A 25920-nucleotide genomic window follows, 5' to 3' on the forward strand; every position below is an offset into this window, starting at 1 on the left:
ACATGGATCGCGCAGCCATTGTGCACGAAAACTTCCTGCGTCGCGTGGCGGCGCGGGATTTCCCAGCGGGTCAGGCCCCAGCTGGTCCTCTGACCCAGACCGAAGCCGTAGGACTGTATCGCGCACAATGCCTTAGCCGCGCGTTGGATCGGCAAAGCCGCGCGATGCAGAAAGCCGGTCAGGGGTTTTACACCATCGGATCTTCCGGGCACGAAGGCATGGCGGCTGTTGCAGCCGCTCTGCGTCCGACCGATCCGGCCTTTCTGCACTATCGCGATGCTGCCTTTCAGATCGCCCGCTCCAATCAGGTGCCGGGACAGAGCCCGACCTGGGACATTCTGTTGTCCTTCGCCTCATCCTCAGAAGACCCGATCAGTGGCGGACGGCACAAGGTTCTGGGGTCCAAAACGCTGTGCATTCCGCCGCAAACTTCGACCATTGCAAGTCACCTGCCCAAGGCAGTGGGCGCGGCCTATGCCATTGGTGCGGCCCGCCGCCGCCGGCCTGAACATGCTGATATGCCGGACGACGCGATTGTCTATTGTTCCTTCGGCGATGCCTCGGCCAACCACTCTACCGCGCAAGGGGCGTTCAACACAGCGCAATGGACGTCTTACCAATCAGTGCCTCTGCCACTTTTGTTCTGTTGTGAAGACAACGGCATCGGCATCTCGACCAAAACTCCGCAAGGCTGGATCGCAGCGACCTTCGAGAACCGGCCGGGGCTGAAATACTTCAGCTGCAACGGGCTTGATCTGTTCGACACGTTCCGTGTGACGCAAGAGGCCGTAGACTATGTGCGCCGCCGCCGCAAACCCGCCTTCCTGCATGTGCGCACCGTGCGTCTGTACGGTCATGCCGGGGCCGACATGCCAACAACGTATCTGCCAAAATCCGAGGTTGAGGCAGAAGAGGCCAACGATCCTTTGCTGCATTCGGTCCGCCTGTTGGAGCAATCTGGCGCGATGCAACCCGAAGACGCCCTGCGTGTCTATTCCGACACCTGTGCCCGCGTCGCCCGCGTGGCTGACAAAGCCGTAACCCGCCCACGCCTGAAAACGGCAAGCGACGTGATGGCAAGTCTAGTCCCACCCACGCGCCACTGTGCGCCCTCCAACGGTCCTGCCCCCGAGAAAAGGGCCGAGGTCTTCGGCGGCGATCTCAAGGCGCAGTCCGAGCCTCAGATCATGTCCCGCCTGATCAACTGGACCCTGACCGACCTTATGCTGGAACACGATGAGATCGTGATGATGGGCGAAGATGTTGGACGCAAAGGCGGTGTCTATGGTGTGACGCAAAAATTGCAGACCCGCTTTGGCCCCGACCGGATGATCGACACGCTTCTGGATGAACAGTCGATCCTTGGCCTGGCAATCGGCATGGCACAAAACGGGTTCATTCCCATGCCAGAAATCCAGTTTCTGGCCTATCTGCACAACGCCGAAGATCAGTTGCGCGGCGAGGCGGCCACCCTGCCCTTCTTCTCAAACGGTCAGTACACAAACCCGATGGTCTTACGCATTGCCGGGTTGGGGTATCAGAAAGGGTTTGGCGGGCATTTCCATAACGATAATTCGGTCGCAGTTCTTCGCGACATTCCGGGCCTGATCTTGGCTTGCCCGTCGAACGGCGCGGATGCCGCGCGGATGCTGCGTGAATGCGTGCGGCTTGCGCGCGAGGAGCAACGGCTTGTCGTGTTCCTGGAACCTATCGCGCTCTACCCAATGCGCGATTTACACGAGGGGGGCGATGGCGGCTGGATGCAGACCTACCCCGACCCGTCCGAACGCATCGGGTTCGGAGAGGTCGGCGTGGAGGGCGACGGAGATGATCTGGCCATCGTAACCTTCGGCAATGGTGTCTATCTCAGCCACCAGGCACAAAAGGCGTTGCAGGCGGATGGTATCAAATCCCGGATCGTCGATCTGCGGTGGCTGTCACCCCTGCCGAAGGATGCCTTGACCCATGCGATAGCCGGGGCCAAACGTATCCTGATCGTTGACGAAACGCGCCACCATGGCGGTGTGGCCGAGGCGCTGATGGCGCATTTCCATGAATCCGCAAATGTACCACTGGCCCGTATCACCGCCGAAGACAGCTTCATCGCAACCGGCCCGGCCTATGCCGCCACAATGCCGTCAAAGGACAGCATCGAGGCCGCGGCGCGCCACCTGATGGAGACCGAGGTATGAGCCAAGAAAAACAGACCGCCGTTGTTATCTGCCCCGGTCGCGGCACGTATAACAAACCCGAACTTGGTGTACTGGGGCGTCACTTCTCGGACAAGGCGCTGCTGGCACACTTCGACCAGATGCGCAGCGCACAGGGCCAGGAAACTCTGACTGCGCTGGACGGCGCGACACGGTATTCGATTGCAAAACATACGCGCGGCGATAATGCCTCGTCCCTGATCTATGCTGCTACGCTAGGCGATTTCCGCGCCATCGACCCTGACAAGATCGACGTGGTGGCGGTGACAGGCAACTCGATGGGCTGGTATTCGGCCCTGGCCTGCGCTGGCGCGTTGACCGCCGAAAGTGGGTTCGAGGTGGTCAACACCATGGGCACGCTGATGCAGGACAACATGATCGGTGGGCAACTTGTTTATCCATTCCTGAACGCGGATTGGCATCCGGATCCAGTCCGCAAGGCCGAGCTTTTGGCTCTGGTCGATCAGATCAGCGGAACGGATGCAACGCTGACCCTGTCGATTGATCTGGGTGGAATGCTGGTGTTGGCAGGGGATGAATCCGGGCTGGCTGCGTTCGAAAAAGCCGTGCCAGTTGTGCAGGATCGATTTCCCCTGCGCCTGGCCAATCACGCGGGCTTTCATTCAAACCTTCAAGCCCCCGTGGCCGCGCAGGGCCGCGCGCGACTGGGCGTTGACCTTTTCCAACAGCCCGATCTTCTGATGATCGACGGCCGCGGTCAGATCTGGTGGCCCGGAGCTTGCGACACGCACGCGTTGTGGGATTATACGCTGGGTCATCAGGTCACAGAAACCTACGACTTCACCCAGGCGGTTGCGCAGGCCGCACGAGAGTTCGCGCCAGACCTGTTCATCGTCACCGGCCCGGGCACCACGCTGGGCGGGGCTGTGGCACAATCCCTGATCCTCAGCAACTGGGATGGGCTGTGCGACAAGACTGCCTTCCAGAACAATCAGCGCGAAGCACCTTTTCTGGTTTCAATGGGGATGGACGATCAAAGGACACTGGTCACCTAGCCTGACGCCTCACCTTGAAGGCGTCAATGGCTGAGAGGTTGCGCTGGTTAGAGGCTGACAAGTTTGTGCTGACCGTCAGAGCCTAGGAAACTCGTTTGACCAGACCCAAACGCCGCCTGAAAGGCTTTGTCCGTCTTGGCCCATTCCAGCAACGCTTTGGCCTCTTTCAGTGCGTCCGGTCCTGTCGGGGCAGCAGCGATGGCCGCAAGTATCTGCCGCAATTTTGAGCTTTTGTCTGCCACGCTCGCCCCGACCTCAAGCACAAGACCCACAACCGGAGGCGGGGTATACACATAATCTGCATCGGATTGCGCCGCTATACGGGCTTGTAAGGCCGGAACGATGTCGACCGTGTCATGGACATAAGTCCAACTGGTAGACAGCCCCTCGATCATGGGATTGTCAGTCCCGGCCAGCATCGTGATCGGCGTGGTTTTGTAGATCACGATCGGTTTGCCAGCCGCATAAGCGATAGAGGATTCAACAAGACTGCCCCCGTCAGGCACGCGCCCATCCATGTTGAAAACCAGACATGTACACCGACCGATCAACTGATAGATATCCAGCGAATAAGTGACTTTGCGCACAATCGAGAGCGCGATTTGCCCTTCCTGCGATGAAATCTGGGGATCAAGAAGCAACGCCATCAACTTGCCCACTTCAAGCCCGTCTCGCTGCGGCAGATAAGTTGTGAACCCCCCGGCCTCAAGCACAGCGGCAATGTTCTGCTGCTCCCAAAGATCCCCGACGCTGAACATCGGCCCCGAGCAATAAACGATCTGTTCTGACATTTGAAAAAGCTCCACAAATTGAGTTTATGAATTAACAGAAGTGAGGACGCGGGATGCCTTTTGCGCATCCGGAGTATCCGTCCCTGGTTCCAGCGTCTTAAGAACGGTCGCCAACCGATTTCTCGTGGTCCGATCTTCGGACCCAAGCACGTCGTCCAGTGTCAACAACGCGCGAAGCTCTAACGAGCTGGCATGATTGTCGCGCGCCAGGTCCACGGCTTCGGAAACGCTTTCGACTGCTGCTGTGCGGTCGCCCATCGTCGCCTGAACCACTCCTAAAAGGCGTTTCAGTTCCGCATCCCAGAAATGCTGACCCAACATCGCCGACATCTGACCGCCCGTTTTCAGTACCCCCAACGCAATTTCGGGGTTGCCCTGATCCGCCTGCGCGCTGGCCATAATGGAAAAGCCCAGCCCAACGGCAGATTGGCTGCCACTGCCTGACAGGATACCAAGCCCTGCTTCGATGTCTTGCAGGCGTTTTGCGGGCGGATCGACCTTCTGACCGGCGCGCAGCAGCAGGCACAACCCTTGCCAGAAAGGTATCCCGAGGTTGGCGCAGAACATCACGGTTTCATCTGCGACCTCGTAAGCAAGTTCCTCATCCCCACGGTAATGATGGATGAGCGCCAGATAAGACCGAGCGGCGGCCAGGCTGAGGGCGGATTCGAGCCCCTCGGCAAGGGCAACTCCCTGGCACGCGCGTCTGAGACCGGTCTGCGCGGCCCCCAACCACCAATGCGACGCCGCAGCAGCCCCATAGGCCACGACCCCCTGATCGGTTCCGACACCATAAGTCACATTTGCAAAATCATCGGGTTGATACAGCGACACCGCCGTTTCTGCGTGGTCGAGCGCATCTTGCACATCGCCGATCTGAAACTTCGCATTCGCAAGCGACGAATGAGCCCGAAGCAGCCCAATGCGGTGATTGGCGGGTTCTGACCACGACAAAATCTGAAGCGCAAACTCACAGGCTTTGCCGCAATCGCCCTTCCCAATCCAATATGCAGCCAATCCATTAAGCGCCGAGGACCGCTCGTCATAATCGTTCAGCGTTTCCGCAATGCTCAGGGCGCGCTCCCACACCGGAACGATTTCATCTGACCCAAACCCGCGCACTCCCATCAACGCGTTACCCAGCAATATCTGCAGTGACAGCTCAGAGATGTTCCGTTCGGGCGTTTCCGGCGCGCCTTCCAATGCCTCAAGCGCGCGTCTGTAGAGTGTCGTGGCATCCTCGACCGCAGCCTGTTTCGCGGCACTCCGACCCGCTTTTTTGAACCATTCCGCAGCTGGGCTGAATTGCTCGGACTCAAGCAGGTGGTGGGCCACCACAGACGGGTTCATGGCCCCCTGTCGGCTGAACTGGGTCATTAATTGATCCGCTGTCGCTGCGTGAAGGGTCTTTCGTCTTTGACGTAGCAACGTGCCATAAGCTCCATCTCGGGTCAGGGCGTGGCGAAAGAAATAATTGCTTGGTTGCCTCTCATGCTGCCGGATCAGATCGGCACCCAACAACTGATCAAGCGCCGCCTCCAATCCGTCGGCGTCCAGTTCCGAGACTGCTGCAAGAAGCGCCTGGTCAAACGCCTGCCCCAAAACGGAAGCCACCTGAGCGGTGCCTTTGGCATTTCCCGGCAGGCCGTCAAGCTGTTGCATGACCAGGCCGTCAAGCGACGTCGGAATCAGGGAATGATGCCCGGCCTCATCGCGCAGCGCCTGGCGCGTCAGCTCCTCCAGAAACAGCGGCACACCCTGCGCACGGTCGATCAATTGCTCCACATCCCCAGTGCTGAGGCGCTGCGTGTCATCGATCGTCCGAATGAGCTGTTGCGCATCCGTTTCGGCCAGGGACGGCAGTTCAATCGTGTGGCCAATAAGCTTCTTTGCGATACCGTCATTGGCGTTTCGCGAGGTAACAAGACACAGGAACCTTGCGGGAGTGTCCCGTTCCAACATCAGGTTCAGCAAGTCAATCGTCGTCGCATCGCTCCAATGCAGGTCTTCACACACCAGCACAACGGGACGTTGAGTGGACAGAAACTCGATCCAATGTACCAGAGTTTCCAATGTCTTCTTACGCAGGCTTTCGGGGCTTTCGCTCCCCAGAACCGAGGTTTCAGGTGCCCGAATCCCCAGAAGGTTGGCAATGACCGGAAACGCATCCGCGAGCCTGTCTTCCCAGGTGGCCAAACCGTCTTTCAAACGGGTCGCGGCGTCTTCGGTTTCCTGCGGGTCCGCAATTCCAAGACTTTTCAGTGCCAGTTCGATGAAAGGATGCAAGGCCGCACCTGTTTGAAGCACGTCGCACCTGGCCTCAAGCCACGTATGGGGCGTTTCGGCCAAGCTTGCCTGAAACCTGTCAACCAAAGTACTTTTGCCCAAGCCCGGTTCAGCAAAAATGCAAACGCCCGACCTCTTCCCATCAAGAACAGACTCAAATTCTGACTTCAGCCTAGCCAGCTCCTCGTCACGGCCAACCAGGGTGTGCACCGTCCGCGGCACTGGACGCTTCGCTGCTGTGGATTGGTGCAGGTGATGAAGGACAACTTTGTTCGCAATCCCCTTCAACTGAATCGGCGGCTGCGGTCGCGAAGCGAACTTTCCTTTCAGCAGATCCAACGCAGATTCACTGGTGAAGATCGTGCCCGGCGATGCCGCTGATTGAATGCGTGCAGCAACGTTAACTGTTTCCCCCAACAGGATATCGCCCAGACCGTCGCTGTTTTGCCCTACAATCACCGGTCCGGCATGGATACCTACGCGCGCCTGCAACGGCTCTTTCAGGTTGGGTTGCCCAATTTTCCCCAATCCTCCCAACAACTCGAAAGCCGCGCGTACAGCTCGCTCCGCATCGTTTTCCTGCGCCCGCGGGTATCCGAAATAGACCAGAAGCCCATCCCCCAGATAATTCGCTATCTTTCCACCGAATTTCTCGAAGGTCTGAGTTCCAAATTTCTGAAACGCCAGCATCAGGTTGGCGAAATCCTCGGATTCCATTTTTGTGCTCAACGCTGTCGAGCCGACAACATCAACAAATGCCAGGACAAGCCGCCGCCTCTCGCCGCTGAGTCCAGAATCTTTTTGAGTACTGGCGGAGGTCTTCGCCATAAGGTCACCTGCGCGCAAAAAACGAGAAAACAGTTCAGTCAAAATCCATGTATTGTTCGAGCAAACACGCAAAGGTGTCACAAGGTCAAGTTTTGTGATAGATCAAAGGAATAGTCAGACCTCGTGCCGAAGTAGGAATTCGAGGCGTTAAAGCGTTATTAGAACATGTATTGGGTGGATTATGGGCGACATCAGATATGTCTGTCTTTCAGATATGCATTTCGGGGCGGATAACAGCATTTTAACCCGTCTGAACGCAACCGATGGTCAAGTAGACCCGATGCACCCCAGCGATGTTTTGATTCACTTGGCTAACTGCCTGAGACACCTGATCAACGAAAACTCAGGCGACCGTCTGCCAACGCTCATTCTGAATGGCGACATTCTTGATCTGGCCTTCAGCACCGAAAATGTCGCTGCAATGGCGTTTCGACACTTTCTTGAACTGACCATGCCGGAAGACCCAGCCGCCCGGCTTTTCGACCCCGAGATTGTATTCATTCCCGGCAACCACGACCATCACCTTTGGGAAACCTGCCGCGAACGCCAATATGCGGATTCCCTGAGTTCCGCCGATTGGAGCACCCCTCTGCCCACTCCGCCGCACATCACACCAATGCGCGACCCGGAAGGGGTGCCAAGTTATTTTGTTAATGCAATCACCCACAGCCTCCCCTGGCTGTCAGAGACGCGGATCAAAACCGTTTATCCAAACTACGCCATCACGTCCGGCGACAAGCTTATCGTGGTCAGCCACGGGCATTTTATCGAAGACGCGTATCTGATGGTCAGCGAGTTTGCGGATCTCCTCTACCCCAAGACAACTCCACCCGAAACGATGGAAGCATGGGAGGCCCAAAACTTCGCCTGGATCGATTTCGTCTGGTCCGTTTTGGGCCGTTCCGGGCATATCGGGGTTGACGAAGAAAATGTTTATAATACTGAAAACAGCCCGAAGGCGATTGGATCATTGCTGGGCAGTGCCGCCCGAAATCTGGTTATGAAAAAGGGCGGCGCGACCGGAAAAACACTTGCCAATGGCGTCGGCGAAATGGTCAGCGCGTTGGTCTCCGACTATTTTGAACGTGGGCAGACCAATACCTTACTCAGCGACGACGGAGCAGGCGTCAAACGCTTCATGCGGGTTCCCGTTCAAGAACAAATAAAATCAGAATTCGACCCGAGCGTTCCTGCAAGCGTTTCTCTTGTTTTTGGCCACACGCACAAACCTTTTGAAGCGATTATGCCGTTGGAGGACTTCTTCGTGCCAAACTTCGCCGCCTATAACAGCGGCGGTTGGGTCGTCGACAGCCCGGAAGTCAAACCGCTCATCGGAGGCGCGATTGTGTTGATCGACGATGACGCCAACCTTGCTTCACTGCGTATGTATAACGAGGCTCACGACACATCGGATTACCGCGTTTCAGTCCAAATCGCCGAAACACCGGAAGACGTGGATAACCCGCTGTATACGCAACTGTCTAAATCCGTCGCCCCCCAGAAATGGCCGTGGGCGGATTTTTCCAAAGCCGCAGCCGTAGCAGTGAAACAGCACAACACACGTCTGGCCGATTTTCTAAAATACTCAGGTGGTACGGGTTAGAGTCAATGAGCGTTCGATTGCGTGGGCATCACGAAACTGTCCAAGCAAAGGTAGAAAGATCAACAGAAAAAGTCTCTCATATTTCAGCCTAAAATGGTGCCCGGGGGCGGCACATGCAACCTGTTTGGGAATGTTCACTCTTGTGCAGATTCCCCCTCATTTACAATGAATTACCTGATCTAATTGTCCAAGCTTGTCTTGCCATGTTTGACGCCATCCAATAAGTTTAGGTGGATATTAGGGTGGATATAAATGCGGGCAAAAAACAGACTTTCGGCTTCCTTTGTTAAATCTGCACCGGTCGGTAAACACTGCGATGGCGCTGGTCTTTGGTTTATTAAACGAGACGATGGTGGCGCGCAGTGGATGCTTCGTGTGACTGTGCATGGCCGAAGGCGCGAAATGGGCTTAGGCGGCTATCCAACTCTTTCTCTTGCAAGTGCTCGAAGTGTTGCGCAGCGATGGCGTACGGTCGCTGCGGAAGGCCGTGATCCGGTCAAGGAGCGTGAAGCAGAGGCACGTGCGGCGCGGCGGGAAGATGTTTCACTTGCGGTTCTGACTGCAGATGCATTCGAAGCGCGAAAGGCTGAACTCAAAGGCGATGGAAAAGCAGGGCGTTGGCTCTCACCGCTAAATGGGCATGTACTGCCCAAGCTTGGAAAGGTGCCAATAACAGACATTGACCAGCGCGACATTCGCGACACCCTGGCCCCAATCTGGCACACAAAAGCCGACACAGCGCGCAAAGCAATGAACCGGCTAAACATTGTCTTTCGCCACGCGGCCGCGCTTGGATTGGACGTTGACCTTCAGGCAACAGAAAAAGCCAAAGCGTTGTTGGGAAAGTCACGTCACAAGCCGAAACACATCCCAGCGATGCTGTGGAGCGATGTCCCTGCCTTCTACTCAAGCTTAGAGGAACCCTCGCTCACGAACCTCGCTATGAGGTTGCTCATCCTAACCGGTGTTCGCTCTAAACCTTTGCGCTTTATCAGGCTCGAACAGATTGAAGGAGACGTCTGGACTATACCCGGTGAGGCCATGAAAGGTCGAAAAGGGGCAACAAGTGATTTCCGTGTGCCGCTTTCGCAGGAAGCGCAACGCGTTATCGACCTTGCCCTACCGCATTCCAGAAATGGTTTCCTTTTTCCGAATACACGGCAGGGCGTGATCTCTGATATGACGCTCTCAAGGATGATGGAGCGTCGCAAATTGGACGCCCGCCCGCATGGCTTCCGCAGCAGTCTTCGCGACTGGCTGGCTGAAGCCACCGACGCACCTCACGAAGTAGCGGAAGCAATGCTGGGACACGTAACTGACTCTGGTGTCGTTCGAGCTTACAGACGCACAGATTTTCTTGAGCAGCGTAGGGTGTTGAGCGAGCAATGGGCGAGCTACGTGTGCGGTGGAACAAGGGAAGTCGTTTCTTGCGTCGCAACACGGTAATTAACGCCAGCCGGCATCACTCTAAATACAGTGGCCGCGAAAATCTAAACAGCTACATATTGAATTGCACCAATTAGTCCGCTAACATTGGACCTGTTGCTGCGCAAGATGTGCAGCTCGTCTTCCCCGACACGGGGCACCCATTGGTGGGGCGAGCGGCCGGTTGCGATCATTCTGGCTTTCGTCCCGAGTAAGAAAGGACGACTGTCACAATGAGTACATTCACGGCGACTCCCGCAAAATACCCGACCCTAATTGAACTTCGCGAGAAGCTCGGGAACCGTTCTCGTTCATCCATTTATGCCGACCTGGCTGCGGAGCGGCTTCCCAAACCCGTCAAACTGGGTGGTCGTTTGTTGTGGATCGAAGAAGAAATCGATTCCCACCTCCGCGCTCTGCGCGATGGCGACATATGCTAATCGCACGCAGTGGAGGATCCATTATGGTCGGTCGCTTCGATACACCGGAAACCGCTAGCATCAGTTGTGCATTTGAAAGTGCACGGAAACTTGGGCGGCATTGGGAGGGAGGTCAAAATGAGTGATTTCAACGCCAAACGTGCCCGGGCTAAGCGTCCCTGCCCACTTTGGGTAGATGCATACCAGCGTGATACTCAACACCTCTCGGCCGATGAAGTTGGCGCCTACATGCTTATTCTCATGGCGATGTGGGTGCGCGAAACATGTGATTTCCCTGATGATACGCCCTTGGTGACGCGCCAGTGCAACCGACAGCATAATTCGTCGGTAAACAACGTCTGCTATAAGACATGCTTAGAGAAATCTGCCGACCCTTCCGACAATAGGAAATCTACGGTTGCTGCATCTCGCATTTTGCAGGCAATAGGCTATGTAATAAGCCACAATGAACCTAAACCCTACTTGTGAAGGCCGACGGAGAAAGGCCTTCCCAACTTGAGAATGCCTCTGAAAAACTCTGCCGATGCTCGAAGCCAAGTATTTCGGCAGTTTCAACTATGTCTTTTCCAGCCATAAGGAGGCGCTTTGATGCGAGGTGCCGCTCGGTCTGAACGATTTCACGAAAAGATGTTCCTTCAGACTTCAAACGAAGTTGAATCGTCCGCTCGTGTAATTGCAGTGCTCCAGAGGTGTTGACTAGAGTCCATGGCGCAACACCGAATGAAGCACGAACTAGGCCGGCGACAATGTCCTTCGTCAGTGGTTTTTCGCAAGCCTTTATGGATTCATCGGCCAAATAGCGCGAAAACACTTCGGCTCTCAGTGCATCCATTTTGAACATCTGCGACTTGAGTGCTTCTTCGTCGAACGAAATGTACCCTTGAGTGGAAGCCCTAACGCGACTGATAGCGGAGTTGAACAGAACGTGCGTCGAACAGCCATTAGGGTAGGAAACATCAATGTCCGGATCGGTGCGATTGTTTGCAAGGCAGACAACGTTGGCCAATAGAGTTATTGTGTATTGAACATCTTTGGCTCCTTCAAAAGCGTCAAAAGGATTGAAATACCAGATATGGCAACGCTTTTTGTAGGTTCTGATTACTAACTCTGAATCGCTCTGATAGTACAACAGCGCAGACTTGGCGATCTGCAAAGCGTCCCACAAGGTATCAGCAGAAACGATTGCGCGACCAAAAACGCCCAAATCTTCCACTTTCTGAACATATCCTGCTCGGGCAAAGAAATCATCATCGCCAGCGAACCGAGTTATTTCCTTTATGCCCTTTAGGTAGTTGGAAACGTCAACAATCTCCTCTGGCTCCGTTGGCAGGTTGAAAGAATGCAGCGTTTTTTGAAACATCCGAGCGTTGTCAGTAAGCAAGGAGATTGGACCATGGAATGAGCCCGCTCTAATCGTGAATTCGTTGACCTTTTCACTCATACACTGTGCTCGGACAGTGATTCATTATGTGCTTCGACGTGTTTAGCGAATCTCTTCATACAACTTCTTATACATGAATGCTTCCTGTCGTTGGCAGGCTAACACACGTTTTTCGTGAATATGAATGTTGCTTTTGCAGCCTTGATTCGTATTTGCCGACAGATTGAAGGGCAAACACCGCTAACCAATGGGGTCATCGTGGGAATGAACTTTGATCGCGATGTCACCAGTCTGTCGATTGATGCGTTGGTTTCGAATTTTTCAGGAGAGCACATGAAACATAATTTGGGCATAACAAAGTCAGCGATATTGGGTGCTTTGTCGGTCGCTATCCTCGTGGTTGGCACACCAGTTTCTGCACAAGACAAACCAAACATTCTAGTGATTTGGGGAGACGATATTGGGCAATCCAACATATCCGCTTACACTAGGGGACTAATGGGCTACGAAACGCCCAATATCGACCGGGTTGCTGATGAAGGCATGATGTTCACCGACTACTATGGGGAGCAGTCCTGTACAGCTGGTCGGGCTTCTTACATTATGGGACAGTCTGTCTATAGAACCGGCTTGTCTAAGGTAGGCCTCCCGGGCGCAGACTTGGGTATGAAGGAAGAAGACCCCACGATTGCGGGCCTTCTGAAGCCATTAGGATACATGACCGGTCAGTTTGGGAAAAATCACCTTGGTGATCAGGACAGTATGCTTCCCACAAACCATGGTTTTGATGAGTTTTTCGGAAACCTGTACCATTTGAATGCGGAAGAAGAGCCAGAAAATCGCGACTATCCCGGCGACGCGGTTTTGGCGGACGGCCAGACCTTCCGCGAGGCATTTGGCCCTCGTGGCGTTATCAAGTCTTCGGCTGATGGGCTTGTTGAAGATACGGGACCATTGACCAAAAAACGGATGGAGACAGTCGACGATGAAACCGTTGCAGCTGCCGTCGACTTTATCAAAAATGCGCACGAGCAAGGCAAACCTTTCTACGTTTGGTGGAACGGCACACGGATGCACTTCCGTACACATGTGAAAGACGAATTGTTCGGGATCTCGGGACAAGATGAGTATGGCGATGGCATGGTCGAACATGACATGCACGTCGGTCAGCTATTGGATGTGCTTGACGAACTGGGCATTGCTGACAACACCATTGTTCATTATTCGACTGACAATGGCCCCCACAAGAATACATGGCCAGATGCTGGCACCAACCCGTTCTACAGTGAAAAGAACACCAACTGGGAAGGTGGATGGCGCGTGCCCTCGCTCGTGCGTTGGCCTGGGAAAATAGAACCTGACTCTGTCTCAAACGAAATCATGCACCACATGGATTGGTTGCCGACGTTGTTGGCAGCAGCGGGCAATGAGACCATCAAGGAAGACTTGAAAGCAGGTGGCGTTCAAGCCATTGGTCGCGAATATAAAGTGCATCTGGATGGCTACAACTTCTTGCCCATTCTTACTGGTGAAACAAAAGACGGCCCGCGACATGAGATTTTCTATTTCGCGGATACCGGAGAATTAACAGCCTTGCGCTATGACGATTGGAAACTGATTTTCCTTGAGCAAAAAGCTGTTTCGACATTGCGTGCGTGGATCGAACCTTGGACCCCACTTCGCGTCCCTTTGATCACCAACCTGCGGCGTGATCCATTCGAACAGGCGCATCTAACATCCAATACTTACTACGACTGGATGATTGATCGGATCTATTTCCTGGTGCCCGCACAAAAGTATGTAGGCCAGTTCCTAGCTACATTCCAAGAGTTCCCACCGCGTCAGAAGCCAGCCAGCTTTTCAATTGATCAGGTCATGGAACTGATGACGGCAAATAACGGAAGTAAGTAGTTTCGAGCTTGGTAAACTTAATTCATGCGCGGTGTTGGGAGAGAACCGCGCATGGAGTTCAGAGATGAAACATCGTCACGGGATAGCGTCAGGACGTACATTCTTTTGTGTGTCACTGCGCTGCAAAAAACAATTTTCAACTAGGGAGAGATACGATGAGTGATTTGGTCATTATTGTCTTCGAGGGCCGTCATACAGCAGACGAAGCACTTTTGCGTCTGCAAAAAATGAGCCTGGATTGGGAAGTCGATCTCGACGAGGTCGTGGTAATGACCCGCGATAAGAACGGCGTAGTGCGGACCCGGAATTCCGATACTCTTACAGCAACGGGTTTCGTCGGAGGCACTTCTCTTGGAGCACTGACCGGCACGTTGATCGGTGCCATGGTCGGAAACCCTGCTGCCGGGTTTATTGCAGGTTCGGCTGTTGGTGCTGGCTCTGGGACACTTGCAGGAATGCTGGATCAAGCAGACGAAGAGGATGCATTGGCAGCTCGCGTCGGCTCAAAGATGGGCCCTGACTCATCGGCTCTGGCCGTTATCGGGTGGTCAAACCGACCTACGAAGTTGTTGGGCGAATTGGAGGGCATGAAGGGCGAGGTTATCGAGACATCATTGTCTGTCAGTGATGAAAAAGAGCTTCGTGCCGCTTTGTCCGGAAACTGACCAGTATGTTTAGGGGGCGGGCTGCTTGATCACCCGGCGACCTGAATTCAATTTTCACATTGTCGAGACGGGATCAGTAATATGAAAAAAGTTCTGAGAACAACGGCTCTCTTGTGTGCTTTCGCAATTGGAGACCCAATGTATGCGCTCGCACAGTCCACACCTCATGTGGCTGGCGGTGTTGTTGTCGAGTACAACAATCTTGATGTCGCCTTAGTCGCTTCCGATTGGAGCGTAGTCGAGCTTTTGCGCGGTGATGTTTACAATGCTGGTGGCGACTTTGTGGGATATGTCCATGATGCGCTCGTCTTGCCGGATGGTGATACGACCTTTGTGATCGTCAACGTCGCCGGCTTCCTGAACATCGGTGAAAAGTTGATCGCGCTGCCAGCGGTCGCCTTCGAGATCAACGCGGATGGCGATCTGTTTTTGCCCAATGCGACCAAGGAAAATCTGAAAAGCCTGCCGCGCTTTCACTACGCTCGAAACTAAACGGAAGGTCGCACTCGACAGGCTTTGACCTGCTTGAGGGCGCCTAAACGCAAAAGCAGTCGCCAGTGTTTGAAAATGCAATCGACCAAGGGAAAGATACAATGAGCATGGGAAACTCAGACAACGATCTGCAAAAATACTGGGGCTGGTTTCTTGGACTCGGGAGTGTGTTGGTTATCGGGGGTGTATTCGCAATTTTTGCACCTTTTTTGGTATCATTGGCCATTGAATTTGCTGTGGGATTTGTTTTCGCTGTAGGTGGCTTCGTGGTGCTAGTGCAGGTTTTCACCACCAAAGATGGCTGGAATGCAAGGCTCATCTATTCCATCTGGGGGGGCTTCAATCTGATTGCCGGGTTGTTGCTGATATTTCGCCCTCTTGAAGGGCTCATGGCGCTTACGTTGGTCTTGATTGTTGCAATTTTTGTGAATGGCTTGGTGCGGATTGCAGTGGGCGTGATGGCGCGACCGGATCAAGGTTCTGGCTGGGTCATTTCCGTTGGTTGTGTGTCCGTACTGGCATCGGGATATCTGTTGGCGAAGTACCCCGAAGTGAGCGTGATGCTGTTGGGGATCGTTGCAGGCGTATCGCTGATCGGTGAGGGCGCAGGATATATCCGCTTTGCCCGTGGCCTAAGGAACGACGTGTCGGTCGCGGTCTGAAAAAAACGACCCAAAACTGTGGCAAACGTTGGGTAGACACTGATTCTACTGTTACAAAAAGGACGAAATACGTGATCGAACCAAAAAATTTTCCCTTGCTAATCAAATGGGTGGTTGTTGGAGTCAGCTTGGTCGTTCCGTCTGTCTCAAGCGCTCAAGGCAAGCCTCGACTGGTTCTTCAAATTACTGTTGATCAGTTGCGTGGAGACCTAATCGACAGATTCAGTATCCACATAGGAGAGGGCGGCTTTCGCTATTTGTTGGATCATGGCGTCAATTTTACAAATGCTCATCACCGCCATGCCAACACTGAAACAATTGTCGGGCACACGACGCTCGCAACCGGCACGGACCCTGCTATCCATGGTATGGTAGCCAACCTGTGGTTTGATCGAAAAACTGGCAAGCCTTTCTATAACGTGCAGGATCCGGACTATCCTTTGGTCGGGGCTTCCGGAGTCGATGCGGAGAACGAAATCGATCCGACCCAACGAGCAGCCACAACTGACGGTCGGTCTCCCCGCAATATTATCAGTTCAACTATCTCCGATGAAATTGGCCTGCACTTTGGGCCGACTTCAAAAGTGTTTGGTGTGTCGGTCAAGGATCGCGGTGCAATTGCAATGGCAGGTCACGCTGGTGACGCTTACTGGTTCTCAAAGTCAGAAGGCCGGTTTGTTACAAGCACGTTCTATCGCGACGCCTACCCCGGTTGGATTGAGGATTGGAACTCAAAGGGCCTTGTCGCATCATATGCCAATCGATCTTGGACTCTTCTGGGAGACGTCGGGCAGTATGCCTTTGCAGACCGCGACGACCAACCGTGGGAAACCGATATACAGGGGTTTGGCCGGACATTTCCGCATAACTGGGGAGCGGCAGAAGGGAAATACTTCACAACGCTCTTAACCCTCAGCCCGGCTGGGGATGAAATAACAGTAGATTTTGCCAAAGCCCTGTTGGATGCAGAAAAACTGGGGCAAGATGACGTTACTGATTATCTGTCGGTCAGCTTGTCATCTACAGACTATGTCGGCCATATGTTCGGCCCTTCAAGCCTAGAAGCCGAAGACAATTTCGCGCATCTCGACAGGCAAATCGCTGACCTTTTAACACATGTGGATGCCGTAGTTGGTCTAGAAAACACATTGATCGTTTTGTCGGCAGATCACGGCGCACCGGAACACCCGGAGTTTCTGGCGACTCTAGGCATTGAAGCTGGTTTGTTCAGCTTTGAACGCGTCGATACAGAACCAGGATTTGTGCGTCTTCAAATGGATTTTGGTGAATCCGCTGATCTGGTTCAGAACTTTTCCAACCCCTACGTCTATTTGGACCAAGATCTTATTTCCAAACGCTCTTTGGATCCTTTGGTCGTCGAGCGAGCTGTTGCTGAGGAACTTCAAAAACTCCCCGGCATTGCCTATGCGGTTGGGAGTTCAGATTTGCGACGCGGATCGTTTGCAAAAACCAAGATTAGCGATGCCGTCTTGGCTAACTTTAATCCAGATCGGTCGGGAGATATCTATGTGGTGTTCGAACCGCATTGGTTTGTGGCTGATTTTGACGGGTTGCACGTTGCGTCTGCTCATGGCTCTCCCTGGACATACGACACACACGTTCCCCTGATTATTACAGGTTCAAATATTGTTCCACAAACCGTCGCACGACGCGTCGAAACTGTGGATGTCGCGCCTACGATTGCGTCTCTTCTGGGCACTAAGCCGCCTTCCGGAGCGGTGGGTGTACCTTTGCCAGAAGCGATGCCCGAGACAAAGGGAGCCCCATGAAATCCTTCTTTAAGCGCTTAGCTCAATTTTCCGTTTTGTGCGTCGCCAGCACTCCGGCCTATGCGCAATCTGATGCAGCGCAAGCCAACAATCCTCTGGCTGATATCACAGCGTTCAATATCCAAAACTATTATATCGGTGACTTTACAGGACCAGATAATGCGACCGGAAATCAATTTGTTCTGCGCTATGCAAAGCCGGTCACTTTAGGCAGCTCAAATTGGCTGATCCGAGCCTCGTTGCCATTTAACTCGTTACCGGTGGGAACAGATGGCCAAACTTTGAGTGGCGTCGGAGATTTTGATGTTTTTGCGGCCTATCAGTTTAATACGGGTAACCCTGGAATTAGTTTTGCGCTTGGTCCGCAAGTGGTCGTGCCAACAGCCTCCGACGACCGCTTGGGAGCCGATCAATGGCAGCTTGGGTTAGCCAACGTTTATTTCAATGCAACTTCGCCTGTCTTTCAGTATGGATATCTTCTGACATGGCGTGGAGGCGTTGGGGATGCAAATGGGCGCCCACGTGCCAATTTGGGTGCCTTTCAACCCTTTGTTTTTTACCAACTGGGCAATGGGTACTACACGGGCGGCGCCCCGATCTGGACCTACAATTTTGTTAATGACAGCTATTCTGTCCCATTGGGCATTCGCCTAGGCAAGGTCACCAAACGCGGCAATACCGTTTACAACTTTTTTGTCGAACCGCAGTACTCGGTTTTTGACAAAGGAATCGGCCTGCCCAAATGGCAAATTTACGCGGCACTTAACATGCAGTTTCAATGAGCATTTAGTGTTTAGAAAAGTTCCTACCCACTAAGAAATTCCCGCCTAAAATCAACCATCAGGAGTACCAACATGGAAAAGTTTATTGCCGTCGTTTTCGAGGATGATGCTGCTGCATTCAAGGGTGAAACCGCACTGCGCGCGCTACATTCCCAAGGAGATCTCGCGGTGTATGCCGCTGCAGTCATCGGGAAAGATCTCGAAGGCAAAGTTGAAGTTAAGAAGGTGGAAGATGAAGGGCCGTTGGGAACGGCACTGGGCCTCGTTCTCGGCGGAATGGTTGGTGTTTTGGCCGGCCCGATGGCAGTCGCATCAGGAGCTGCAGTCGCCGGATCTGCCGCTGCAGCATCAGTGGCCGCCTCAGGAATGGCTGTCGGATCGATGACAGGTGGTTTGTTTGGTGTCTACAGAGATCTTTGGGTTGCGGGAATAGATTCTACGATGCTTGACGAAATCAGCATCGAACTTATTCCTGGTAAGTCTTGCTTGGTGGCCTCGGTTGACGAAGTTTGGACATCGCCATTGGATGTCAAAATGAGCGAGGCTGGAGGAGTGGTTTTCCGCAAGCCACGCGCCGATGCAATCGATGAACAATACGCTGATGAAATGGCGGAACTTAATCGGGAAATTGCAGAGCTAAAAGACGAGTGGAAGCAATCTAACGAAGAAACCAAACAAGCAATCCACGACAAAATCGACGCAACCAAGGCAAAGGCAAGTATAGCCAAAGAAAAAATCTCGCAACGTATCACCGAACTGAACAGCCAAACAGCTGCAAGGCTCGAGGCGATTGACGAGCAAATTGCGGTGGCCAAAGAAAATACAAGGAACAAGTTTGAAAAGCGTAAAGCTGAAATTCAGTCAGACTACAAAGAACGAAAGGCCAAGCTAGATGCGTCAATGTCACTGGCCAAAGAAGCGTTGACCTAATTCTTTTTAGTAAGATGTTTAAACATCCAACCGGCACCGTTTAATATTGGCAGTGCAGATAAACCGGAGAGCCGTCTCTCGGCAATTACGTGTTACAAAAGGTGAAAGAAATGCCAGATCTAAAGGCCATGATGGCCGAGCTACAACAAAAGAGAGATGAAATTAAACTTCAGTTGAACCTTGGAACAATGGAGGCGGAAGACGAGTGGGATTCACTTGTTTCGGAGTGGGATAGGTTCCTGTCTACATCACAATTTAATCAGTCGGCGGATGAAGTCGGCGAAGCTGCGCAGGAACTTGGTTTGAAAATGAAAGCCGTATATGACAAGGTTCGTAAATCCGTAGGGTAATAGACAGGAAGTAGCCCAGCCGGTGCCAGATCAACAGCAAACACACGTTTTTAGTCTGGCGTTTTGGCACCGGGTTGTCGTGATCGCCTTTTTTACTATCGCAGGACTGGTCCTGGCGGCTGATGTTCTAGTTCCATTGTCGATTGCTTCCTTGATTTTCATTCTTCTGACTTCCGCAGTCGACAGGTTTTGTCAGGTTGAAATTCTCGGGACACGGATCCCCAGATGGCTGGCCCATGTCATTAGCGCTGCTCTTTTAGTGTTGGGATTGCTCGGATTACTATCAATTCTGACCAGTCAAGCGGGCGCGGTTGCCGATGCGTTGCCTAGATATGAAGCAAGATTCTCTGAAATCTTGGCCCGAGTGGTCACTCTTGTTGGAGACAAGAACTATCAGGCAGCGCAACAAGCGATCTTAGAGATGGACTTTACCGGCTTCGCTGGCGGAGCAATCGGTTCAGCCGGAAGCTTTTTGAGCGCTTTCTTTCTGATCCTTCTTTATATTCCTTTCATGATGCTGGAACAGGGGCCCATGAGGTTGAAAGTCGCACTGGCAGCACCAGATGCGGAATCCGCACAAAACTTACACCGCGTGCTGACACGCATTTCGGACAGTGTGCAGCGCTATGTAGGGATCAAAACACTCGTTAGTTTCCTAACGGGTGTCGGTAGCTACGCGATAATGAAGCCCGTGGGATTGGATTTTGCCGAAACTTGGGCCATCCTGGCATTCGTACTGAACTTCATTCCAACGATTGGTTCAATCATCGGGGTAGCGTTGCCGTCGCTCGTTGCTCTTGTGCAGTTTGATACTAGCACGCCTTTTCTAATTATTTTGGTGGGCTGTGGGGCGGTTCAGTTCATCATCGGGAATATTCTGGAACCATCGCTAACCGGAAAATCACTAAACTTGTCGCCTTTGATGGTCATCCTCGCACTGACGTTCTGGACCGCAATCTGGGGTATCCCCGGGGCTCTACTAAGCGTGCCGATTACCGTCTGTACTATGATCGTGTTAGCCAACATCCCATCGACGACGTCACTCGCAATACTGATGTCGGGCGATGGTAACTTGTCCGACGGTAGTCACAAAGACAATCCAGTAAGGGAAGTAGCACAGGGCGAAGCCACTGAAGCTGCACCTCGAAAATCTAAGCTAACGGTATCCAAATCCGAACTAGATACCGAAACAGAAGCAATCCGTCAGGAATTTGAGCAAAACTTAGACAACCAGAGCTAGACGCTTGGGGAATACTGATCGGTATCATCAGGAGGTCACGGAATGGCTGACCCGCGCAGATTGATCGATTGTGTTGGATAGGCCAGTTCTGTTCCTGCCGCGCGCACCGTCTCAAGGATTTTGAGCGAAAGACTTTCATTCACACGGAGGAAATTGTCGTATTCAGGGGTAGTCGTCCACGCGTAAAAAATGATGGTTACGGCGCATTCTGACAACCCTTCGACATAGACATATTTCGGTGCCTCTTCAGACAATTCGAAATCTCCACAGGCCGACAAATGTTCCCGCAACGTATCACGCACCTGAAGGACCTGAGCCTCGGTACTGTCTAGAAGCAACGGTATGCTAAGCATGACCCTTCGATGTCGGCGGTGTGAATAGTTTAGGACAACTGCGTTGGATAACTCGGAGTTCGGAACATGCCGTGGGATCTGATCGAACCCACGGATTAGGGTGGAGCGCAGGTCAATGGATTCGACTGTCCCGACAAACGAACCGTCGATTTGAATCGAGTCCCCAATAGCGAAGCGCTTTTCACTCATGTTATTCATGCCTGCCACAAGATTGCGGATCAGGTCCTGTGTCGCGATAGCCAATCCTGCGCCCAGTACTCCAACACCGGTCAGCGCACCGCTGATGTCGACTCTCCAGACTTCTAGCAATGACGTAATGGCAAACAGCAAGATGCCAAAACGGGCAACGCGCTCCATCCATCCGGCCTCCATCCTGACTTCTCCAAACCGGTCGCTCTGAAGAAGGGATACAAAAGACCCGCTCAGGTTGTACCACCCTGAGAATACTGCGATCACAGCGATTGAGGCCATAACGCGCCTAAAAATGTCACCAGGCATGTTTGGAACATTCAATGTTTCCAGAACCACAAAAACAGCAAAGGTCACAATCAAAACTGATGTGGTCCGCATCAGTTCGTCAGCTACCTTTTCCGAAAGTTCAATGGACAAGCGTCTGAGAAGTGCCCGAAACATTGCCATAAGCCATCGTGCAAGTGGCCGCCTGCCGATGACAACGGCCAAGAGAAAGATCAAAGAGAGAATTACGCTGCTTTGATTTAGTTCGGCCTGCCAGTGGCTGAAACGTTCCTGCATTTCGACAACTGCGCTCATCGACGGAGATTGAGTTTCTTCCAATTGCTGAACTGGCCTCTCTTTTGGATCATGTAGGTCGTAAACTTCTCAAACGACACTCGAAGTTTGCAGGAGGACAGCATCGGAAACTCTGGGAGAATCTTCCAGCTTTTTCTGGAGTATCGGGATAAATTGCTCCTAATTTGTCAAAGCGGCATACGAATGAGAATTCTCTATCGAATTGCAACCCGAGCTCAACAACAAGAACTGCGTTTCTACGCGCTTGCCCTAGGTGATCCTTTCCTGCGAGTATCGGTTAATCTGGTGGATCTCCACCGGGTGTTGGAACGCCCTTTCAGCAACCGTGAACCAAAGAGGCCCACATGGTGTCCACAATTCTGGTCTTGCTCTTGATCGCCCTCGAAGCCACTGCCATTTGGTTTGCATGGAGAGCGATCTCATCGGCGCGAACCTCTCAGGGTGCAGTGGGTTGGGTCGTTTTTCTGATTACTGCCCCGTATCTTGGCGTTCCGCTTTACCTTTTTTTGGGACATCACAAGTTCGACCGATACTTAACTGCGCGCCGCGATAGCGAGGAGGTAATTGACGGAATCAAGACGTTTCGCGAGGTCAATGCCCCCGACGTGCCTACAGAGTTTCCGTCCGAAGCGTTGGAAAGGATATCTGAACTCCCTGTAGTCCGGGGCAACAACATGCGAATCCTATTAAACGGGCAGGAAACGTTCGATGAAATCTTTGCCGCTATTGACGCAGCCCAAGATTACATTCTGGTGCAGTTTTATATTGTTCATGATGATGATCTGGGTCGGACACTGCGAGACCATCTGATCACCGCAGCAAGACGTGCAGTTGCGGTTCGGTTCATGTGCGATCCAGTTGGCAGCGTTAAACTTCCAAACTCCTATCTTAATGATCTCCGTTCAGCCGGCGTGCAAGTAGTTGAACCCGCGCAGATGCGCGGAGCTAAAAACCGATTTCAACTCAATTTACGCAATCACCGCAAGACGGTGATCATCGACGGAACGGTCGGCTTTACCGGCGGATTGAATGTTGGAGACGAATATATGGGGCGCGACCCAAAATTCGGTGATTGGCGCGACACACATGTCGAAATCCGTGGCCCGGTCGTCTCGCAATTGCAACTGGTGTTTGTAGAGGATTGGCATTGGGCAACTGAAGAAATCCTGATTTCGGAGATGAACTGGGAGGCTGGTCACATGGAAGAGAACATGTCCGGATTAATCGTCCCAACTGGTCCCGGGGACGAAATGGAAACCGGTGCCTTGTTCTTTTTCACGGCAATCGCGAATGCCAAACGACGGATTTGGATCGCTTCGCCGTACTTCGTACCCGATACCGATGTGCTCACAGCTTTAAAACACGCTGCATTGCAAGGGGTGGATGTCCGCATCTTGGTTCCTGACGTCATTGACCATAAGATTCCTTGGCTTGCCGCTTTTGCCTTTTTTGATGAAATCCGCGAGGCCGGAGTACAGGTCTTGAGATATAGTTCCGGTTTCATGCATCAAAAAGTATTGGTTGTTGATGATACTTTGGCCGCGATAGGGACAACGAACATGGATAACCGCTCATTCCGGCTGAATTTTGAAGCAATGGCCGTTTTCTTCGATACACGCGCCGCCGGGGCTACAGCCGCGATGCTGGAAAAGGACTTTGAACGGTCGTTTAGGCTAGACAAATTGCTTGCTGAACAGCCCCCGCATATCCGGATTGGCGCCCCGATTGCCCGCCTGTTCGCACCAATTCTTTAGAGATCAAGACCCAGTTGAAGGTAGCGCAAAGCTTAACCTACCCGGTAGAACCGATATTTCGAACCTCGTGTCCACCATCGGTTCACCGTCAAGGTTTAAGTGGAACGGTTTTTCTGTTTCCAACACCGCATGTTTGAAACGGCTACGTTTTACGAGCCCCTCAATCGGGTCACTCAGGTCGGGGAAATGCCCAAAAGACAGGTTTGCAGGTGGCCACTCGTCCGTGGTCAAAACACCCAGATCGAGCAACCCGTCGAACATGTCAGCCTCTGGAGTTACTTCGAACCCACCACCGGCAAAGCGGTTGTTGCCAATTACCAGCGCAGAAACCGACGCCCAGTTATGCTCTGACCCATCCAAAGTAATCAAGGCCTGCGTTGGTTTCAGCTCAGAAACTCGCGCCAATCCGGTAAGGGTGTAGGCTAACCCTCCTAGCCGCTTCTTAATTTCTTTGGGAGTTGTCGCGGTAATCATGGCCCCAAACCCGCCACTGGCGACATTCACGAATGGGCGACCGTTGATAGAACCAATATCTATCGACCGGGCTCTTCCGGTTGCGGCCTGCACCAATGATGCAGAAAGATCCGATCCGTCATCACCATAAGACCTGGCAAAGTCGTTAGCAGTGCCCAGAGGCATAAGCCCCAAAACAATGGTTGGTCCTGCATCGCATCGCAATAGGGCGCTGGTAACCGCGTTGAGTGTCCCGTCACCACCTCCTGCAACAAAGCGCGTCACGCCCTTGGCCAAGTGCTTGTGTATCGTTTTTCGCAACTGTTTACCTGACCAAGGGATAACAATCTCCAGACCAAGCTCCTTTTCTAGTGGTCTGACAGCCGAACGTACGTCAGGTCGGGCCGCAGATTTTCGATTGAGGATGAGGAGTGTTTTACAAACCATGTAGCCGGCCTTTTCCTCTCATTTATTCAGGTTCTTGATCACTGCCTTGGCAACCGTTGTGGCCAACCCAGGGTCAAACGCACCTAAAGGATCACGCGCCATTTTCTTTAGTGCGTCCGTGGCAGCTCTGGCTTCTACTGTTGCCATACAAAATTCGGCTTTGGTTGCCATTGTTTTTAGCCCTCCAAATCTGACCAACCATGTGATCGAGGGTATGATTTACCATCCCACTAGGCCAATATTGCTCAAGTAATTCACATTGGCCCTGAGCGGTGTCTACGCGGTGCCTCCTGAGAGCAAGAAAACTCAATGCCAAATTATGCCCCGAATTCAATTAGATTGCTACTCCCGTAGCGCAGCGCAAATAAATCCAGTGGATTTCGTCCAACAGAAACTGTGTTGAACTTCAGAACACTCCAATTGAGCCTCCCCATTTGAATGGACCCACCGTTAAAATTAGGGTCAGGACTCATAGCCAATAGATAACGATTGCGGCGAGTGCGATGGCTGAGAGGAAGACTTTGGGACACCTGTCGTATCGTGTTGCCACACGCCGCCAATCCTTGAGCCTGCCGAACATGATCTCGATCCGGTTGCGCCGTTTGTATCGGCGCTTGTCGTACTTAACGGACTTCTTCCGCTGTCTGCGACCGGGGATGCATGGGCGTATTCCCTTGACTTTAAGGGCTTCTCTGAACCAATCAGGTCGTAACCACGATCACCCAGTAGCCAATCGACCTGCGGCAGGCTGCTCAGCAACGCACTTGCGCCGATGTAGTCGCTCACCTGCCCAGCGGTGACGAACAGGTTCAGCGGGCGGCCTTTGCTGTCGCAGATGGCGTGTAGCTTTGTGTTCATGCCGCCCTTGGTGCGTCCGATCAGGCGACCGCGTCCCCCTTTTTCACGCCCAAACTGGACGCCGTACGGTGGGCTTTGAGGTAAGTCGCGTCAATCATTACGGTCTTCTCCTCACCGTGATCAGCGGCCAATCCTATCAGCATCTGGGCAAAGATACCTTTATCACTCCACCGCTTCCAGCGGTTGTACAGCGTTTTGTGTGGCCCGTATTCCTTGGGTGCATCGCGCCAACGTAAGCCATTGCGATTGATTAAGATAATCCCACTCAACCCACGCCTATCATCGACGCGAGGTTTGCCGTGGGACTTCGGGAAGAAGGGCTCAAGACGCGCCATCTGCGCATCGCTCAGCCAGAAAAGATCAGACATGGTTACCGCTCGGTTTTCGAACCGTGAGTCATATCGCCGTGCGGAAATCAATGGGTCCTGACCCTAGAGAAACTGTGAAGAAGCACTTACTCCGTTTCACATTTTCGATGTGTC

22 protein-coding genes and 1 pseudogene are annotated in these 25920 nt (G+C 53.0%); 16 read left to right on the plus strand and 7 right to left on the minus strand.

Features of this window, described 5'->3' with window-relative positions; genetic code table 11:
- Positions 1-2 precede the first annotated feature (2 nt).
- Together AC2FLD_RS18545 and AC2FLD_RS18550 are read left to right on the plus strand one after the other, a co-directional pair.
- Positions 3-2192, plus strand: a complete 2190-nt coding sequence (locus AC2FLD_RS18545) for a dehydrogenase E1 component subunit alpha/beta (protein WP_496672168.1) — start codon at positions 3-5, stop codon at positions 2190-2192.
- Positions 2189-3226, plus strand: coding sequence for an ACP S-malonyltransferase (locus AC2FLD_RS18550; RefSeq protein WP_496672165.1), 1038 nt, complete (start codon positions 2189-2191; stop codon positions 3224-3226). The genes AC2FLD_RS18545 and AC2FLD_RS18550 overlap by 4 nt, the downstream gene beginning before the upstream one ends.
- Before the next feature lie 47 nt (positions 3227-3273).
- Here AC2FLD_RS18550 and AC2FLD_RS18555 read toward each other — a convergent pair whose 3' ends face one another.
- Both AC2FLD_RS18555 and AC2FLD_RS18560 read right to left on the minus strand, forming a co-directional pair.
- Positions 3274-4017 (minus strand): nucleoside 2-deoxyribosyltransferase, encoded by a 744-nt coding sequence (locus AC2FLD_RS18555; protein ID WP_496672162.1) that lies wholly within the window; start codon positions 4015-4017, stop codon positions 3274-3276.
- Positions 4018-4041: 24 nt separating this feature from the next.
- Positions 4042-7131 (minus strand): ATP-binding protein, encoded by a 3090-nt coding sequence (locus AC2FLD_RS18560; RefSeq protein WP_496672159.1) that lies wholly within the window; start codon positions 7129-7131, stop codon positions 4042-4044.
- Between the two features lie 214 nt (positions 7132-7345).
- On the opposite strand from AC2FLD_RS18560, the gene AC2FLD_RS18565 reads away from it, so the two are divergent.
- The 4 genes from AC2FLD_RS18565 (at position 7346) to AC2FLD_RS18580 (ending at position 11067) form a co-directional block, all read left to right on the plus strand.
- Positions 7346-8734: a hypothetical protein gene (locus AC2FLD_RS18565; protein WP_496803729.1), complete on the plus strand. Its 1389-nt coding sequence runs from the start codon at positions 7346-7348 to the stop codon at positions 8732-8734.
- 252 nt (positions 8735-8986) lie between these two features.
- Positions 8987-10180 (plus strand): tyrosine-type recombinase/integrase, encoded by a 1194-nt coding sequence (locus tag AC2FLD_RS18570; protein ID WP_496672153.1) that lies wholly within the window; start codon positions 8987-8989, stop codon positions 10178-10180.
- 212 nt (positions 10181-10392) lie between these two features.
- Entirely contained in the window at positions 10393-10599 is a 207-nt protein-coding gene (locus AC2FLD_RS18575) for a helix-turn-helix transcriptional regulator (RefSeq protein ID WP_496672151.1), read from the plus strand.
- A gap of 117 nt (positions 10600-10716) precedes the next feature.
- Positions 10717-11067, plus strand: a complete 351-nt coding sequence (locus AC2FLD_RS18580; RefSeq protein WP_496672148.1) for a DUF1376 domain-containing protein — start codon at positions 10717-10719, stop codon at positions 11065-11067.
- Here AC2FLD_RS18580 and AC2FLD_RS18585 read toward each other — a convergent pair.
- A complete protein-coding gene (locus tag AC2FLD_RS18585; protein WP_496672145.1) occupies positions 11051-12040 on the minus strand; it encodes an AraC family transcriptional regulator in 990 nt (329 codons plus the stop codon). The genes AC2FLD_RS18580 and AC2FLD_RS18585 overlap by 17 nt on opposite strands.
- 120 nt (positions 12041-12160) lie before the next feature.
- On the opposite strand from AC2FLD_RS18585, the gene AC2FLD_RS18590 reads away from it, so the two are divergent.
- The 9 genes from AC2FLD_RS18590 to AC2FLD_RS18630 all read left to right on the plus strand — a co-directional run bounded on the left by AC2FLD_RS18590 (position 12161) and on the right by AC2FLD_RS18630 (position 20802).
- Positions 12161-13891, plus strand: a complete 1731-nt coding sequence (locus AC2FLD_RS18590; RefSeq protein WP_496672296.1) for an arylsulfatase — start codon at positions 12161-12163, stop codon at positions 13889-13891.
- Between the two features lie 155 nt (positions 13892-14046).
- Positions 14047-14556 carry a DUF1269 domain-containing protein gene (locus tag AC2FLD_RS18595; RefSeq protein WP_271946075.1) on the plus strand — a complete coding sequence of 170 codons (510 nt, stop codon included), beginning with the start codon at positions 14047-14049 and terminating at the stop codon, positions 14554-14556.
- A gap of 138 nt (positions 14557-14694) precedes the next feature.
- Complete coding sequence (locus AC2FLD_RS18600; protein WP_496672143.1) at positions 14695-15048, plus strand: PRC-barrel domain-containing protein; 354 nt, start codon at positions 14695-14697, stop codon at positions 15046-15048.
- A gap of 65 nt (positions 15049-15113) precedes the next feature.
- Complete coding sequence (locus AC2FLD_RS18605; RefSeq protein WP_496672141.1) at positions 15114-15710, plus strand: HdeD family acid-resistance protein; 597 nt, start codon at positions 15114-15116, stop codon at positions 15708-15710.
- 71 nt (positions 15711-15781) lie between these two features.
- Positions 15782-17500, plus strand: coding sequence for an alkaline phosphatase family protein (locus AC2FLD_RS18610; protein WP_496672138.1), 1719 nt, complete (start codon positions 15782-15784; stop codon positions 17498-17500).
- A complete protein-coding gene (locus tag AC2FLD_RS18615; protein WP_496672135.1) occupies positions 17497-18282 on the plus strand; it encodes a transporter family protein in 786 nt (261 codons plus the stop codon). Before AC2FLD_RS18610 ends, AC2FLD_RS18615 begins: the two co-directional genes overlap by 4 nt.
- A 72-nt stretch (positions 18283-18354) precedes the next feature.
- Positions 18355-19212, plus strand: a complete 858-nt coding sequence (locus tag AC2FLD_RS18620) for a DUF1269 domain-containing protein (RefSeq protein ID WP_496672132.1) — start codon at positions 18355-18357, stop codon at positions 19210-19212.
- A gap of 110 nt (positions 19213-19322) precedes the next feature.
- On the plus strand, positions 19323-19562 hold the full coding sequence (locus AC2FLD_RS18625; RefSeq protein ID WP_496672129.1) for a hypothetical protein: 240 nt from the start codon (positions 19323-19325) through the stop codon (positions 19560-19562).
- A 22-nt stretch (positions 19563-19584) separates the two neighbouring features.
- Positions 19585-20802 (plus strand): AI-2E family transporter, encoded by a 1218-nt coding sequence (locus AC2FLD_RS18630; protein ID WP_496672126.1) that lies wholly within the window; start codon positions 19585-19587, stop codon positions 20800-20802.
- Positions 20803-20837: 35 nt separating this feature from the next.
- On the opposite strand, the gene AC2FLD_RS18635 is transcribed toward AC2FLD_RS18630, so the two are convergent.
- On the minus strand, positions 20838-21725 hold the full coding sequence (locus tag AC2FLD_RS18635) for a mechanosensitive ion channel family protein (RefSeq protein WP_496672123.1): 888 nt from the start codon (positions 21723-21725) through the stop codon (positions 20838-20840).
- A gap of 545 nt (positions 21726-22270) precedes the next feature.
- Between AC2FLD_RS18635 and cls the strand changes: the two genes are divergently transcribed.
- Entirely contained in the window at positions 22271-23680 is a 1410-nt protein-coding gene (cls, locus tag AC2FLD_RS18640; protein ID WP_481668667.1) for a cardiolipin synthase, read from the plus strand.
- A 3-nt stretch (positions 23681-23683) separates the two neighbouring features.
- On the opposite strand, the gene AC2FLD_RS18645 is transcribed toward cls, so the two are convergent.
- The 3 genes and pseudogenes from AC2FLD_RS18645 to AC2FLD_RS18655 all read right to left on the minus strand — a co-directional run bounded on the left by AC2FLD_RS18645 (position 23684) and on the right by AC2FLD_RS18655 (position 25806).
- Positions 23684-24580 (minus strand): YegS/Rv2252/BmrU family lipid kinase, encoded by an 897-nt coding sequence (locus tag AC2FLD_RS18645; protein ID WP_481668668.1) that lies wholly within the window; start codon positions 24578-24580, stop codon positions 23684-23686.
- An 18-nt stretch (positions 24581-24598) separates the two neighbouring features.
- A complete protein-coding gene (locus AC2FLD_RS18650; RefSeq protein ID WP_481668669.1) occupies positions 24599-24751 on the minus strand; it encodes a hypothetical protein in 153 nt (50 codons plus the stop codon).
- Positions 24752-25049: 298 nt separating this feature from the next.
- Positions 25050-25806: pseudogene (locus AC2FLD_RS18655) on the minus strand (IS5 family transposase).
- Between the last annotated feature and the right edge of the window lie 114 nt (positions 25807-25920).

The sequence above is a fragment of the Ruegeria sp. CDSA021 genome (assembly GCF_059612325.1).